20 protein-coding genes and 1 other RNA gene are annotated in these 14881 nt (G+C 32.9%); 10 read left to right on the top strand and 11 right to left on the bottom strand.

All coding sequences use genetic code 11. The annotated features are described in order from the left end of the window. Positions 1-36: 36 nt before the first annotated feature. Positions 37-198 carry a DUF1328 family protein gene (locus J8H85_RS07545; protein WP_209654131.1) on the top strand — a complete coding sequence of 54 codons (162 nt, stop codon included), beginning with the start codon at positions 37-39 and terminating at the stop codon, positions 196-198. Positions 199-249: 51 nt separating this feature from the next. Here the strand turns inward: J8H85_RS07545 and J8H85_RS07540 are convergent, their stop codons facing one another. Genes J8H85_RS07540 through J8H85_RS07530 form a run of 3 tightly spaced genes read right to left on the bottom strand, consistent with a single transcriptional unit; the run spans position 250 to position 2770 of the window. Next, positions 250-786, bottom strand: coding sequence for a hypothetical protein (locus J8H85_RS07540; RefSeq protein ID WP_209654129.1), 537 nt, complete (start codon positions 784-786; stop codon positions 250-252). An 11-nt stretch (positions 787-797) separates the two neighbouring features. Beyond that, positions 798-2357 carry a DUF748 domain-containing protein gene (locus J8H85_RS07535; RefSeq protein WP_209654127.1) on the bottom strand — a complete coding sequence of 520 codons (1560 nt, stop codon included), beginning with the start codon at positions 2355-2357 and terminating at the stop codon, positions 798-800. A 23-nt stretch (positions 2358-2380) separates the two neighbouring features. After that, on the bottom strand, positions 2381-2770 hold the full coding sequence (locus J8H85_RS07530) for an arsenate reductase family protein (protein ID WP_245243755.1): 390 nt from the start codon (positions 2768-2770) through the stop codon (positions 2381-2383). A 254-nt stretch (positions 2771-3024) separates the two neighbouring features. Between J8H85_RS07530 and cls the strand changes: the two genes are divergently transcribed. Both cls and J8H85_RS07520 read left to right on the top strand, forming a co-directional pair. Then, positions 3025-4446 carry a cardiolipin synthase gene (gene cls / locus J8H85_RS07525; RefSeq protein ID WP_209654124.1) on the top strand — a complete coding sequence of 474 codons (1422 nt, stop codon included), beginning with the start codon at positions 3025-3027 and terminating at the stop codon, positions 4444-4446. A gap of 58 nt (positions 4447-4504) precedes the next feature. After that, positions 4505-5077, top strand: a complete 573-nt coding sequence (locus J8H85_RS07520) for a hypothetical protein (RefSeq protein ID WP_317194991.1) — start codon at positions 4505-4507, stop codon at positions 5075-5077. A 4-nt stretch (positions 5078-5081) separates the two neighbouring features. Here the strand turns inward: J8H85_RS07520 and J8H85_RS07515 are convergent, their stop codons facing one another. Further along, positions 5082-6602, bottom strand: coding sequence for a GH3 family domain-containing protein (locus tag J8H85_RS07515; protein ID WP_209654120.1), 1521 nt, complete (start codon positions 6600-6602; stop codon positions 5082-5084). Positions 6603-6676: 74 nt separating this feature from the next. Next, complete coding sequence (locus tag J8H85_RS07510) at positions 6677-7240, bottom strand: type 1 glutamine amidotransferase domain-containing protein (RefSeq protein ID WP_209654118.1); 564 nt, start codon at positions 7238-7240, stop codon at positions 6677-6679. Between the two features lie 264 nt (positions 7241-7504). Here J8H85_RS07510 and J8H85_RS07505 point away from each other — a divergent pair, with 264 nt between their 5' ends. Genes J8H85_RS07505 through J8H85_RS07490 form a run of 4 tightly spaced genes read left to right on the top strand, consistent with a single transcriptional unit; the run spans position 7505 to position 9069 of the window. Next, positions 7505-7807 carry a YtxH domain-containing protein gene (locus J8H85_RS07505; RefSeq protein WP_209654116.1) on the top strand — a complete coding sequence of 101 codons (303 nt, stop codon included), beginning with the start codon at positions 7505-7507 and terminating at the stop codon, positions 7805-7807. A gap of 11 nt (positions 7808-7818) precedes the next feature. Then, positions 7819-8208, top strand: a complete 390-nt coding sequence (locus J8H85_RS07500; RefSeq protein ID WP_209654114.1) for a hypothetical protein — start codon at positions 7819-7821, stop codon at positions 8206-8208. Next, positions 8195-8527: a hypothetical protein gene (locus J8H85_RS07495; protein WP_209654112.1), complete on the top strand. Its 333-nt coding sequence runs from the start codon at positions 8195-8197 to the stop codon at positions 8525-8527. Before J8H85_RS07500 ends, J8H85_RS07495 begins: the two co-directional genes overlap by 14 nt. A gap of 14 nt (positions 8528-8541) precedes the next feature. Next, entirely contained in the window at positions 8542-9069 is a 528-nt protein-coding gene (locus J8H85_RS07490) for a hypothetical protein (RefSeq protein ID WP_209654110.1), read from the top strand. An 88-nt stretch (positions 9070-9157) separates the two neighbouring features. Here the strand turns inward: J8H85_RS07490 and ssrA are convergent. Continuing rightward, positions 9158-9553: a transfer-messenger RNA gene (gene ssrA, locus J8H85_RS07485) on the bottom strand. A gap of 210 nt (positions 9554-9763) precedes the next feature. Between ssrA and J8H85_RS07480 the strand changes: the two genes are divergently transcribed. Both J8H85_RS07480 and J8H85_RS07475 read left to right on the top strand, forming a co-directional pair. Continuing rightward, positions 9764-10183, top strand: a complete 420-nt coding sequence (locus J8H85_RS07480; RefSeq protein ID WP_209654108.1) for a DUF1801 domain-containing protein — start codon at positions 9764-9766, stop codon at positions 10181-10183. 110 nt (positions 10184-10293) lie between these two features. Continuing rightward, positions 10294-11076, top strand: a complete 783-nt coding sequence (locus J8H85_RS07475; protein WP_209654106.1) for an SDR family NAD(P)-dependent oxidoreductase — start codon at positions 10294-10296, stop codon at positions 11074-11076. Here the strand turns inward: J8H85_RS07475 and J8H85_RS07470 are convergent. The 5 genes from J8H85_RS07470 to J8H85_RS07450 form a co-directional block, all read right to left on the bottom strand. Continuing rightward, positions 11073-11456 carry a ribosomal maturation YjgA family protein gene (locus J8H85_RS07470; protein WP_209654104.1) on the bottom strand — a complete coding sequence of 128 codons (384 nt, stop codon included), beginning with the start codon at positions 11454-11456 and terminating at the stop codon, positions 11073-11075. The genes J8H85_RS07475 and J8H85_RS07470 overlap by 4 nt on opposite strands. A 3-nt stretch (positions 11457-11459) precedes the next feature. Next, entirely contained in the window at positions 11460-11765 is a 306-nt protein-coding gene (locus J8H85_RS07465; protein WP_209654102.1) for a hypothetical protein, read from the bottom strand. Positions 11766-11940: 175 nt separating this feature from the next. Then, positions 11941-13317, bottom strand: a complete 1377-nt coding sequence (gene creD, locus J8H85_RS07460) for a cell envelope integrity protein CreD (protein WP_209654100.1) — start codon at positions 13315-13317, stop codon at positions 11941-11943. A 56-nt stretch (positions 13318-13373) separates the two neighbouring features. Next, positions 13374-13667, bottom strand: coding sequence for a winged helix-turn-helix domain-containing protein (locus J8H85_RS07455; RefSeq protein ID WP_209654098.1), 294 nt, complete (start codon positions 13665-13667; stop codon positions 13374-13376). 130 nt (positions 13668-13797) lie between these two features. Beyond that, complete coding sequence (locus J8H85_RS07450) at positions 13798-14406, bottom strand: hypothetical protein (protein ID WP_209654096.1); 609 nt, start codon at positions 14404-14406, stop codon at positions 13798-13800. Between the two features lie 97 nt (positions 14407-14503). On the opposite strand from J8H85_RS07450, the gene J8H85_RS07445 reads away from it, so the two are divergent. After that, on the top strand, positions 14504-14881 hold the full coding sequence (locus J8H85_RS07445) for a DUF1801 domain-containing protein (protein WP_209654094.1): 378 nt from the start codon (positions 14504-14506) through the stop codon (positions 14879-14881).

The raw sequence follows: 14881 nt of genomic DNA, 5'->3' as shown, positions 1-14881 counted from the left end.
AATTCACTTTTATTTATTAATCTTAAAATTAAAATTATGTTACGTTGGACAATCACATTCATTATTTTAGCTATTGTTGCAGGTATATTAGGTTTTGGTGGTATTGCTGCTGGAGCTGCGAGCATAGCAAAAGCTTTATTCTTTATATTTATTTTTCTGTTTATCATTTCACTAATAACAGGGCGTAAAAAGCTGTAAAATCTTGCTGTTTTCCAAGAAGCTATAGGCAATGTATTTTTGCATATAATCTCATTTTAAGTCATCGTCTTCCTCTATATCAGCTAACGGATGATCGCTCATTCCAAGCCCTATTATTTTAATAATATTTACAATAGTTCCGTACAGCATTAAAACCACTACAATAAGGCCTGCCGTTAGAATGCTGGAAATAGCTAAAGAAATATAATAGATATAATTAAACCAATTGTTAGGCACAGTGTCCGACTCCGTAATAGGAAGGTTTAACAATATAAAAGACATGATGGAGGCTATAAATACCACCGTGTCTAATTTAGCTATTTGAAGAACTTGCTTATAATGGTCTTTTTTAAGTTTAGATTTGGAATCTGAACTAATACTTAACACAGTTAATAATAAAGCTAAAATAGTAGCTGATGCTAATGCAATAGTATTACAAAGTGTATTAATGCCGGAAAGCGAATTTTTGATAAGCACTTTAGCTTCATAACCACTTAATTTTCCTAAAAGGAAAGTTCCTAAAAGGATGAAAAGTAGGGAAATAATTCCACCTATAATAGCTCTTCTTATATATCTATTAATTTTCATTTATGTAAATTTTATTTCTTTTTTCCATTGCCCGTAAGGGTACTAACCAAACCGCTTTTTACATTAATCCACAAATAATTAAAAAATGATTTGGTTACATTTCGTTGTGCTTCTATAGCTCCGTGGCGAAATCCTTCAGCATCGGTTGCAGACCCATCATTAATGAAAATATTCCCTATAGCGGTTAAAACTTTATTTATTTTGAAACCGTTTTTTTGGAGTATTTCAAATTTGAAATCTTCATACTTCATTTTTATTTCACCTTTAGATTTGGTGGTGTTTCCATAAAAAGTAAAATACATTTGTTGGAGTGTGCCTTCAGCAAGCGCATTCAAGTTTGGTTTAAAGAATGGGTTGAGATCTTCGGCAGGTAAATCACTTACTGCTCCAGAGATGTTAAAAGCGTCAGAGGCATTATTAACGTCAAAATTCCAATTTAATTCTAAAGGAGCTTTTCCCATAAGTGATGAGTGTATTTTAATTGCTGTTTCTTGGGCGTTTTTATCGTTGGTTAAATGGTTTATAGTGGCATCCACCTTATTGAAAAACAATTTACCAGCTTTTTTATCTGGTTCAACCAATTCAGCATAGGATATATACCCGTTTTTTATTTCTGTTTTGTTTACTGCCAAATCAAAATTCAACTTTCTCAAAGATTTGCTGTAAAGCGGCTTCGTTGTTAAATCGTCTGGCAATAATTTATCTCTGTAGATTTCTAGGTTGGGCTTTTCTATTTCAGCCGAATTTATTGTTACTCCAAAGCGTTCTTCATCAAAATTAAAATCTAAATTATTTAATATAACTTTCGGAATATTCAAATTTATATAATCACGTTCTTTACTTACATGTCTTGAAAGTTCACGTTTTGTGTATTTAGGAATGATTTGTAGATTTTCTATTTCCCACTTTTTTTCATCGGCGTTTAAATGATCTACCTTAAATGTTTCATAATCACTTTTACCCAGAATTATATTTTTTGCTATTAAATTATAGCGGTTATAATTTATAGACTTCTTATTATCAGCAAGTAAATTTATGTGGCTTTCTGAAATTTTTAAATCGAAAGATGATACGGAAATTTTAATGCTATCCACACTTTGTTTCATAATATGGATGTTGCCATTGGTAATATTTAATTCATCAAATTTTATGGTTTTGATGCCTTTATTGTTGGCATTGTTATTCGTTTTTTTTGAAGACATCTTCTTGTAAGGATAATGATGAAGCTTCGGATTTTTTAATAAGATGTTTTTTATCGAAAGCGTTTCATTAAACAGGATGTCCCAATAACCAATTCCTTTTAATTGTAGTGATTCTAATTTTAAATCGGTGTGATTTTGAAGTGTATCCTTGTTGGAGATTTTAAGAGATGGATTGAGTAATACCACAGAGCCACTCAATATATTAACATCTAAATCGGTATACATTAGTACAAAATGAGAAGGGAGTTTTTCACTTAATAAATCTTGTACATAATTTTTTGACCACCATTGCAATATGAAATAAACAAACGTAAATAAAAGTATTAAAAACAGGAATAGCTTAATATTTTTATGGCGCTTGTTGGTCATACAATTATCATTAGGTCGTGTGTTTATTGCTTTGTGGTATCTGGGTTTAAGTATTTTGCAAAGTCAGATGGAGAGTGTATTGCAATAAATTTCCCTTCCATTATAACCACAGGAAACGCCAAGGTTTCAGGATGTTTTTCTAAAATACGAAGCCAATCGTGTTGGTCTAAATCAATACACTTATCTCCGTATTGTTTAATAAAATCGGGGTGCTCCATATTTATTAATTTCTGTATTTCTATATTCAAACCATCAGCAATTTCTACCCAATGGCTACCTGGTACTTTTGTTTTGGAAATATCAACTCCTAATACTTTTTTTTCAGATGAAACAACATAAGCATACGTCTGTTTTCCAATAGAAGTTTCAGAGCTGTAGTAAAGTTTAATCTCGTTATTATTAGTAGCTATCATGCCCATTTGTTTATATTCATTTAAGGTATATTACAAATAAAATATATAATTCTTAAACAAATTAACCCAATCGCAAATGATACTAACCCAAAAAATAGAGTCAACTGGTGGTGTAATTTTGTGTTCAGAACTTTATTGTGTTAATTTTAAAATCAATAAAGTTTATAACTTTATAAATTTAGTTATTAATTTGATAATGAAGTTGTTTCAATAACTCAAAACAAGAAAAAACCCTTTATAGCATATTTACTGATATGAATAAATTATTCCTCATTTTATACCTTATCGTAAGCTTGTGGGCTATTTATAGCGTAATTATGTATGGTTCTAGGGCTACCAAATCTTTAAGTTGGGTATTTACTATTATCATGTTCCCGTTTGCAGGCCCGTTATTGTACTATTTATTTGGTGTTAATAGGAGAAAATTTAAGTTTTTCAGACTAAAGAGGTCTCAAAAGGAAAATCTCTATAATATTGAAAATGAAAAAGAATTAAGGGATAAATTTGAAAGTGATTTTGCATCTCAAAAATCAAAGAAGCTCTCCAAACTAATTCTCAATGCTACCTATTTATATGCCTTACAAGGAAACAAAGTCGAAATTCTTAACACGGGAAAAGAGGCTTTTGAGGCTATTTTTAAAGCTATAGAAAAAGCCGAAAAATTTATACATGTACAATATTACATTTTTGAAAAGGGTGAATTACAAGATAAATTTTATGAATTGTTTAAAGCCAAAATAAAAGAAGGTGTTGAAATACGCATGATTTATGATTCCTTTGGCAGCTTTTCATTTAGTGGGAAATTGAAAAAACGTTTTCGTGATATTGGCGTAAAGGCATACCCAATGATGCCCATTAGGTTTGGTAATCTCCTGTTTACTTTAAACTATAGAAACCATCGAAAAATAATTATTATAGATGGAAAAATTGGCTTCACAGGAGGCGTTAATGTTTCAGATAAATATATTAAACCTATATCAGATCTTGGTGTTTGGAAAGACTTGCATGTACAATTGGAAGGACCGGTTGTTAATAGTTTACACCGAGTTTTTATAAAAGACTACCATTTTTCCAGTAAGAAAAGATTGCTATTAGATTCTAAATATCTCCCAGAACCTAAAAAAATAGGGAATTCATCGGTGCAGATTGTAACAAGTGGTCCAGATTCCAATCAACCAGCTATCATGCAGCAATACATTGCCATGATAAGTCTTGCTGAAACTAATATTTTTATAGCAAACCCTTATTTTATTCCTGGTAGTGCTGTTTTGCAAGCATTGGTTATTGCAGCACAAAGTGGTGTTGAAGTAAATCTATTGGTACCTAAAAAGGGAGATTCTATACTGGCAACCTATTCCATGTTTTCTAATTTTGAAGAATTCTTATCTGTGGGCATCAATGTGTACGTACGCGATTGTTTTTCGCACAGTAAAGTAATTATTATAGATAATGAAATAGCATCCGTTGGTTCTGGAAATTTTGACCAAAGAAGTTTTGAGCATAATTTTGAAACCAATGCGCTTATTTATGATAGTACTATTACTGCTCAAATTTTAGATGAATTTAATAAAGAATGTTCCAATGCCGATAAATTGTCCTATGAAGAATTTAAAAACAGATCTAAAATCCAAAAATTCATTGAGGGGTTAGCCAAATTTTTTAGTCCTTTATTATAAAAAAAGCACAATGAAAATTCATTTCATTTTATTATTAATCTTTATAAATTTTTATTTTTTGAACGCTCAACATACGTATCCTGAATCTATTGCAAATGAAGTTGAAATCGCATTATCTCACTACCCCGAGTTAGCCGAAATACCCATAGAATTTAAATTCAAGAATAAAATTAAAAAATCGACCATGCAGGCACAGCCTAATTTTTGGAGTATTTTTTGTTCTAAGTCAAAACGCAAGTACAAAGTATTAATTAGTGAAAGTTTTATAATTGCTGATACTATTTATTATACTAAAAACATTCCATCAAAAGTACTTATTGGTTGGCTAGGGCACGAATTGGGGCATATAATGGATTACCAATTTAGAAGTGGTTTAAACCTTATAGGCTTCGGTTTAGCTTATTTATTTTCAGAAAAAGCAATGAAAAGGGCAGAACGGAGTGCAGATACTTTTGCTGTAATTCATGGTATGGAAGATTACATTCTTGCTACTAAAAATTTCATTTTGAACGAAGCTGGTTTCCCTGAAATTTATACCAATAGAATAAAACGGTTTTACCTATCTCCAGAAGAAATAATGATTCTTGTTGAAGAACGGGATGAAAAGGCAAAACTTTCAGAATTGCCTTAAATAGTTAATTATTAGTTGCAAATGTTTCCCATTCCTCAAATTTATCTTCATTCATAACACGTTCCATTTTAACCTGTCCGCCTTTCTTTTTATTGGCAGCACTCCAATCGTGAAAGGTTGAAGGAGGAACTGTTTTAACTTTTACGCCTTTTAAAGCCTTAGAACGCGCTACGCGGTAATTTTTGTTTGCGTTTTTCAAGTATTCGTCAATGGTTTGGGCAAGTTGGTCTGCTTCAATAAGGTCTTCGGTACCAAAATACCAACTGTGGTAAAACTCACCATCATAGCGTTTTGCACAAATGGTGTATTCCTTAATTTTGATGTTATAGTGTTCTTCTAAATGTTTAACGGCATCATCTAATTTATTAACAGAAAGTTGAGACCCCACCGTATTCAAGAAGAATTTAGTACGCCCCGTTATTTTTATTTCAGCGCGTTCAATATCCGTAAACTCAATCGTATCGCCAATAATGTAACGCCATGTGCCAGATACCGTACTGATAATGAGTACATAGTCTGTATTTAATGCTACTTCGTTTAATGTAAGGGCAGGAGCATGCGCAACCAAAGAACCATCTTGATTGATATATTCTGGTTTAAAAGGAACAAACTCAAAATAAATACCGCCATCGGTAACCAATTGCATGGCATCGGTTTCTGGCCTTGCTTGAAAGGCTATAAAACCTTCAGAAGCTAAATAGGTGTCAATAATGGTTATAGGACGCCCCAAAAGTGCATTAAAACTTTTTTCGTAAGGTCCAAAAGCAACACCGCCCGAAGTGTAGACTTCTAGGTTTGGCCAAATGTCATGAATATTATTTATTTTGTTGTAATCAATCACTTCTTGTAACATCAGTTCAATCCATGAAGGGATGCCACTTATGGCCCCAATATCCCATTCTTTGGCTTTTTTGGCAATTTTCTTAACACGTTTGTCCCAATCATCAATTTTGGCAATTTTCTCTCCAGGTTTGTAGTAACCTCTAAACCATGACGGAATATTATGGGCACTTATGCCACTAATTTCGCCTTCTAAATGATCGTCTTTTTCAATTAAATCGGTAGAACTCCCTAACATCAAAATGCCTTTATCAAAAAAAGTTGCTGGCAAATCAAAATGACTTAAAGCGATAATTTGGGAAATGCCTGCAGATTTAATGCTCTCAATCATATCCTCGGTAACAGGAATTCGCTTACTGGTTTTACCAGTAGTTCCCGAACTTAAGGCATAATAATCAGGATTGTCTGGCCATGTAACATTGGTGTCGCCCTCATGAAGTTTGCTCCACCATTCCTCATTTATTTTATTATAATCGAAGTATGGAATTTTATTGGAAAAACTTTTTTGGATATCATCAGATTCTAGTATGTCTTCAAAACTATAAAATTTACCAAAGGCAGTATCTTTGGCTTTACTTAATAATTTATTTAAAACCTCTTTTTGATTGTCCGACGGACTGGATTCTGGTGTTAACTTTTCAGTGATATCTATAACACCTTTAATAATGTTTCCTATTATATTCATAATTTTAAGACTTAAGCATAATAAAGAGGAGTGTGTAACTCCTCTTTGTATTTCAATGATATTTCATAATTGCATTAAGCATTTATAACTTGATCTTCGTGTTTGCCTTCAGCTATTTCTTCAATAACTTTTTTGATGAAAGCAGGTAAATCTTTAGGATTTCTGCTGGTTATCAATCCAGCATCTACTACAACCTCTTTATCTTGCCAGTTGGCGCCAGCATTTACAACATCGTCTTTAATACTTTTATATGAGGTAACTGTTCTGTTTTCAATAACCCCGGCACTAATTAAAAGCCACGGTGCATGACAAATGGCTGCCACTGGTTTCTTTTCTTTAAAGAAGTTTCTAATAAAGTCTAAGGCTTGTTTATTAACACGTAATAAGTCAGGATTAATAACACCTCCGGGAAGTACCAATCCATTATAATCGGAAGCATTGGCATTTGTTATTAGTTTATCAACTTCTATGGATGCTCCCCAGTCTTTGTCGTCCCAACTGGTGATGTTTCCATTTTTTAATGAAATAATATGTACTTCAGCGCCTTCATTTTTAAGGGCATTCAAAGGTTCAAATAATTCGGATTTTTCAAATCCGTCTGTAGCTAATATGGCTACTGTTTTGTTTCTCAACTTCATGTTCAAATTTTTTTAATTAATAATTTTTAATCTTATGCTATTAAGATGTTATAAAGGTATTTACAGAATATGTTATAGATGTGCTTTAACGATATTTTGATTAACCTAAACAAGTTTTTTACATATTTTGAAGTTGGTTTTTTTTTATGAAAATGGAAATTTTGTAACAGATATAAAATATGATGTAATAAGTTTAGTGGTATTGTGTCGCATCTTTGTAATACAAAATTTTTAACACAAAATATTAATTAAAAAAATAAGAAAATGAAAACAAGTAAAGCAATTGTTAGTTTATTGGGAGGCGTTGCGGTAGGTGCAGCGTTAGGAGTTTTATTTGCCCCAGATAAAGGTGCAAACACAAGAAATAAAATCGCTAAAAAGAGTACTGATATTAAAAATAAAGCTAAAGACACTCTGAATGAGGTGATTGAAACAGTTTCAGAAAAATACAATTCTGTTGTTAGCAAAGGGGAGTCTATCATTAACAAAGGCGAACAACTGGCCAATGAAGGAAAAGAACATATCAAAGAAGATATTAGAACCGTGAGAGAGCAAATGAACAAATAAGAATAGAGATTATGAACAACATTGCAACAAACATAGAATCGCTTTATGAAAAAGCTAAAGATTATGCAGAAATTAATGTTGAATTGGTTAAACTGCGAACCATTGATAAAACTGCCGATGTAGTTTCATCCTTAGTTGTTAGGTTAATAATTTTTTTGGGTGTTGCAATGTTTCTTCTATTTGTAAACATAAGCTTAGGCCTATATATAGGAGATCTGTTAGGTAAAGATTATCTAGGTTTTCTTGTTGTTTCCGGTATCTATCTATTAATAACAGTTATTCTTAGCGTTTCTAGAAATAAAATAATTAAAGTGCCTATAACCAATATGATTATTTCGAAACTGTTAGAAGAAAAAAAGAGATCTAATAATATAAAAACCGAAGAAGATGGGGTACTATAAAGATCAAAATACAGCATTGGATATTGCAATTTCACGCTTGGAAATTGAAAAAAAGGAAAAATATGAGGCATTGAAATGGCAGCTGGAACTTACTACAAACAGCATGAAACCTATCAACATCATTAAAGATACGTTTAATGATTTTCAAGATGAACCCGATTTAAAATCCAATTTCATTAAAACAGCTTTAAGCCTTACAGGAGGATTTTTATCCAAAAAAATATTATTTGGAAAATCGAAATCAATTTTCAAAAAACTTTTGGGTTATGCACTGCAATACGGTGTAACCAGTTTAATTTCAAAAAAAGTAAAATCCTAACTTCCAAATTTATAATGAAAAACACTACCAAAATTTTAATTGCATTATTCGTATTTGTTTATAGTAATGTTGCAATGTCACAACAAAGTGATGATGGTTATAATCGAAATTTTAAATTTGGTGTAGGTCTTAATGGAGGCTTGCCTTTAAACGAGCCTTACGATTTTAATGCAGGTGCCGATGTACGACTTCAATATAATATTTCTAGTGCTTATTCCTTATGCTTAACAGCTGGCTATAATAATCTATTTTTAAAAGATGAAGCAGATTTTAGCTACGTTCCCGTTAAAGTAGGTTATAAAACCTTTCTGTTTAAAAACGAATTTTATGTCATGGGAGAAATAGGTGGTGCTTTTTCAACAACCAAAGATTATAACGAAAACTCCATGATTTTCTGCCCAAGTGTTGGTTACGCAACCAAATATGTAGATATTAGTTTAAGGTACGAATTCCTAAAAAACTTTCCTATCATGAAAGATGGTGTTGTAGATAACGGATTAGCACAATTGATGGTTCGGTTAGCTTATGGATTTAGTTTGTAAAGTATGTTCAATAAAAAAATTACTATAAAAACAAAAACCCTGTAAATCAAATATTTACAGGGTTTATTTATGAGTTGCAAAACTCAAATTGTGGAGTCGCCGAGATTCGAACTCGGGTCCAAACAAGTAACCAAAGGGCTTTCTACACGTTTATTCTTTTCTTGGGTTTTCGACTGCAACCTGGTTAAAGACAACCTAGTTACAACTTAGCTTCTTTAGTTTCAAAAGCAAATCAAAGCACTTTACTTTCTATATTGACATTTACGATGCCTCAAAAAGGAACGCCGTCAATCAGGGCTTTCCGGAGACATAAAGCTTGTACACCTTGTGTACCTAGGCTAATCTTACTATAAATTCAGATTAAGCAGCTAAAGCGTAGTTATTCTCGCCGTTTAAAGTTCGATTTAGTCTTTAAGGTGTTTCAAAATCATTGCACCACGTGCTTACCGTTCAATTAATCTCGCTGTCAAAACCAGTCGACCCCATATTAATGAAATAGTAAATTTTTATTTGGGCGTTACCCACTTTTGCTTTTCATGGCAAAAGTGCGTCAGGTTTTCCGCTATATCTTTTGCAAAAAAGCAAAAGGATGCCGCTTCAACCCTTAACGCGGGCTGCAAAGGTATCAAAAACTTTGCAATTCAATATAAATACAGTTAAATTAGAACAATAATTATTCCAATAAACAAATAACATGCAATTTGTCAGTAATCCTAAGGTTGAAGATGTATTTAACAACTATCCAAAAACGATTAAAAAACACATGTTGGAGCTTAGGACTTTGGTTTTGGAAACCGCTAAAAAAATTAATGGATTGGATGATCTTGAAGAAACCCTTAAATGGGGAGAACCAAGCTATTTAACCAAGCATGGAAGCACCATAAGAATGGATTGGAAAGAGAAAAACCCCAATCAATACGCCATATATTTTAAGTGTACTTCAAAACTTGTACCCACATTTAAAACCGTTTATAAAGATACTTTTCAATTTGAGGGCAATAGGGCCATCGTGTTTCAATTAGACGATAAAATCCCTAAAACGGAATTAAAACACTGTTTTTTATTGGCTTTAACCTACCATAAGGTAAAACATTTACCGCTTTTGGGAGCATGAACCAACCAAAAACGGAAGGTTTAATGAACGTTTTTGATATTTTCCAGATTTTATAAATGAAAATTAATAAATTTGCGCCTCATTTCTCCCTCTAATTGGAACTTAAATTTATGACGAGAACCGCATTGATAACTGGAGGTGCTTCAGGATTAGGCTATGAATTAGCACTGTTGTTGGCCAAAGATAATTACAATTTAATCTTAATAGATATTGATAATTTAAGTTTGCAAACTGCAAAAAGTGAAATTGAAAAAAAGTTTTCGTGCCAAGTGTCAACCGTATTAAAAGATTTAAGCAAGTCTAACGTAGCTTCCGAAATCATGGAAGAAATCAATCATGTTCCAGTAGATGTTTTGGTTAATAATGCTGGATTTGGTTTATTCGGCACTTTTGCAAATACCGAGTGGGAGCGTGAATCTGCCATGTTATATGTACATGTTTTAACTACAACCCACTTAACTAAATTAATATTGGATGGCATGGTAAAACGTGGCTCTGGAAAGATCCTGAATATGTCTTCGTTAGCGGCTTTTCAACCAGGACCGCTTATGTCTATTTATTATGCTTCCAAATCTTATTTATTGTCCTTTTCTGAAGCTATTGCTAACGAACTAAAAGGAACGGGTGTAACGGTTACAGCACTATGCCCAGGGCCTACAAAAACATCGTTTCAAAAAGTGGTTTCAAATAATACGTCGGAAAATAAAATTAGTTTTAATATGGCATGCCCATCTAAAGTAGCTCAATATGGCTATAATGCCATGCAAAAAGGGCAGATAGTTGCCATACCAGGAGTGATAAATAAATGCCTTTCAACTGTTCATCGTTTTGTGTCTAGAAGGATGGCAGCACAAATAGTTAGAAACATACAAGAGAAAAACAGGGATGTTTAAACATTTAGTATTTTACTAAGTCTCATTTCTACAATTAAAACACTTACAATTCCTAAGGTGTAAGCCACTAAGTCTGAAATATGAAACGTGCTACCCAATATTAGTTTTGCTACATGACTATTTTCTAGGTTTAGCGGTTTTAGAATATTAACCAATTGTAAAACTTCTATAGCATAAGAAAAGGCTAATACACTCATGGCTATTTTAAAATGATAGCCTTTAATGAAGCTTTTTAAAAAGCAATACATTAAAATGACCACCAAATAATCACCAAAGGTATGCCGTATAAATCCCGTTTTTAAGAATGTGGCTATACATGCTTCGGTGGCGAAAAGTAATAAGGCTAGGACAAGATATGTTTTGTTGAATTGAAGTTTCATAAATTAAAATTCTGATGGAAATTCTATATGGATAAGGATGATAAAATAGGCAATGGCGATAGGAATGTTTAAAAGCACCATACCACATGTTTTTATTATTTCAAGTTTTTCTTTTGGCTTTGCTACTAAATAAAATAATAATCCTAAAAGTGCTATTGTATTTAAAATGACTGCTACTATTATAAATATGATTCCAGGATACACTAGCATATAAGAATGACGAAAAAATAATTGGAGGGCAAATAAGATGGTTCCAATAATGAAACTACTTGCTGCTATGGTTTTGCTTGCTGTTATAAAAATGTTCATGGGCTGGTTTTTGCGTTAGCGGTTACTCATGCATTCTATTTTAAATTAATGAAATCGTGAATGCTGCGCATTTGAAGTGGAAAGCCCACAGCGACGAAGGAGCGAGGACTTGTAACGGAAAGCGCGACCCCCGATTTTTCTTCGGGGGTAACGCCCAAATAATTAACTAATAAATTTATCCGTTATTCCAATCTATTTTTCTGGATACGTACATAACGATGGCCAATATTAGGAATAGACCAATACTGCCTACTAAAAGCGCATAGTTTTCTAACTGAATGATGACGTAGATAAACGTGTAAAGTGCCGTGAGAGAAAGCCCGATAAATAGAGGGAATTTAAGTGTTTTTAAAATGGATTTTGAATATAAGGTGATGAGTAAGATGACCGATGTTCCTGCTATTAAATAGGCTTTTAAGAAATTGCTGTGTTCTGAAATGGATACCAACAAGGTGTAGAACATGGTGAGTGCCAATCCAATCATTAAATACTGAAACGGATGGATGTTTATTTTGCTAAGGGTTTGAATTAAAAAGAAAATGAGAAAGGTTAGGGCTATAACCAAAAAGCCATATTTGGCTGAGCGTTCGCTTTTTTTGTATTCATCAACCATAACCATGAACTTGGTTCCGAAAGCAAATTCACTAAGGTTGGGTATTTTGTTTAGGTGCTGTTGCGAAAAGGCTCGGTTTATGTGTAGGACTTTCCAATCGGCTTTAAATCCGTTTTTTGAGATTTCCTTGGTTTCATCGTTTGGTAAATAGTTGCCAATAAAACTGGGGTCGGCCCAATTGGATTTCATGAACATATCGGTTGTTTTCCCAATGGGGATTAATTCGATTTGTTTACTTCCGTTGAAGGAAATTTTTATTTGGAAGTTTGCATTTTCGGTACCGTTAATGTGGGTTTGGTTTAAGAAACCGGTTTCTAAAACATCTAAACGGGTATTCATGCTTTTATCGTCATTATTATAGTTGGTTTGAAACGTGTAGTTGCTATTGTTGAGTTTTAAAACCACTTCATTTCTAATACCTTTTAAATTTGAGGTTTCCAAGATGATGCTTGCTTTTTCCCAAACAATGTCTTCGGGTTTGATGTCTTTATCAGTTAAGTCTGTTGGAATGTAGAATCCTGATAAGGTCATATCGGTGGTGAATACAGCCGATTCGAAGTTGCCACGATTCAATGTTTTTGAATTCACATGAACCTCGGTTGATAATTTTTCAGGAAATATGTAAGCGAAATTAACGTGCGTCTGGGTTTCCTTTAAATAGGTTTTTGTTTTTTCATCGTAGATTTTTGTTTCGGAGTAGGTATGGTACGGAAGTTTTAAAATAGGGCCATAAACCAATACATGGTTTCCCCATTTATCATTTATTTCGTTTACGACATCTTGTTGCCTGAACGAGCGTTCGCGAATTAGACTTTCAATAAAAGATAGCGGTATCAATAAAATGATGACTAAAAAGCCTACCATGAGCATACGTGCCGTGATAGATGTTTTTAACCAATTGCCAAATTTGTTTCCTTGTTGAGGGTTTGTGTTTTCCATGATTTCTTTGTTTTAAAGTACTTTGTATTTCAAAGTAGAATGATAAAAAAAATGTATTATTGATTGTTAATTAATTTTTCGAGGGCGTCAATATGCTTTTTGAATTCCAATTCGCCTAGTTTGGTGGTGCTGTATCGGGTATTTGGTTTTCTGCCAATAAACTGTTTTTCAACACTAATATATTCAGCGGTTTCCAAGGCTTTGGTGTGGCTTGCTAAATTGCCATCGGTGGCGCCTAGGAGCTCTTTAAGCATATTAAAATCGGCATACTCATTCACCATTAGTATGGACATGATGCCCAATCTAATTCTGTGATCGAATACTTTGTTTATGTTGTTTATGATGCTCAAACCGAAGTTAAAAGTTAAAAGTTTAAAAGTTACAAAGTTTCAAAGCTCCAGAGCTTCAAAGTTATTAATTTTGCCTAATGCCTAATGCCTAATGCCTAATGCCTAATGCCTAATGCCTAATGCCTAATGCCTAATGCCTATCATACTTAAAATGCATCCAAGTGCCGTACACAATGTGCATAACGCCAAAGCCTAAAACCCAAATCCAAAAGCCATAACCAGGATATAAAGCCCCCAATAACCCTAACACTATTTCAATATACCCTAAATATCTAATATCGCCTATGCTATACTTTGAAGCATTAACTAAGGCCAATCCATAAAAAATGAGCATTAAACCACCCGTCTGCCCATATTTTTCCTGTCCTAGAATTATTAAGATATACAAACCACCAACCACTAAAGGAATTAAAAAATTAACAACTAAGCGCTTAGAAGTGGCGTCCCAAATTTTAACACCGTTTTTTTTGGCTTTTCTTGTGGTTAAAATGATAGCGGTAACAATACTAAAAAGCGCAACCATTAATAAGATAAATACACATATTCTAAAGATTTTACCGTCTAGTATAAGATAACCTCTTTGTGAGGTTGTAACTAACCAATAAGCGATAGTCGCCCCAATTATAGCATAAACACCTGCCAATATCCCAGACAAACCGCTAAGCGAAATAAACCGCGACGATTTATTCATTAAATCTTTAATCTCGCTGAGGTCTTTTAAATAATCTTTTGATTCCATATAAAAGTACTTTGAATTACAAAGTAAATAAATTAATTTGAATAATACGATGTAAATTTTTGTTAATTTTGAATATGAACAAAAACTCCCATAAAAAGTGAGACCTGTAGACGACTATTTTTATAACCAAAAAGAACCTTACCAATCCATCATGCTTTATGTGCGAAGTGTGATTTTAAATACATTACCAGAAGTGGAGGAGCGGTTTAGCTATAAACTTCCCTTTTATAATTGTCACAAAAAGCCCATGATTTATTTGAATGTATTAAAAGGCACCAACTATGTTGATGTGGCTTTTGTACAAGGTATTCTTTTGGAAAAGCAGTTTCCTATATTGAAAAACGACAATAATAGAAAACAGGTGCGCTCCGTTCAACTAAAAACACTTGAAGATTTAGACCACGATAATTTTGTTGCCTTGCTTCATGAAGCTTCCAATGTGCTTGGTAAAAGTAAAAAAGCTTGGTTTATTTAA

Source organism: Mariniflexile gromovii (genome assembly GCF_017814435.1).
Lineage (GTDB): Bacteria > Bacteroidota > Bacteroidia > Flavobacteriales > Flavobacteriaceae > Mariniflexile > Mariniflexile gromovii.
This window is presented reverse-complemented; position numbering and strand designations above follow the sequence as displayed.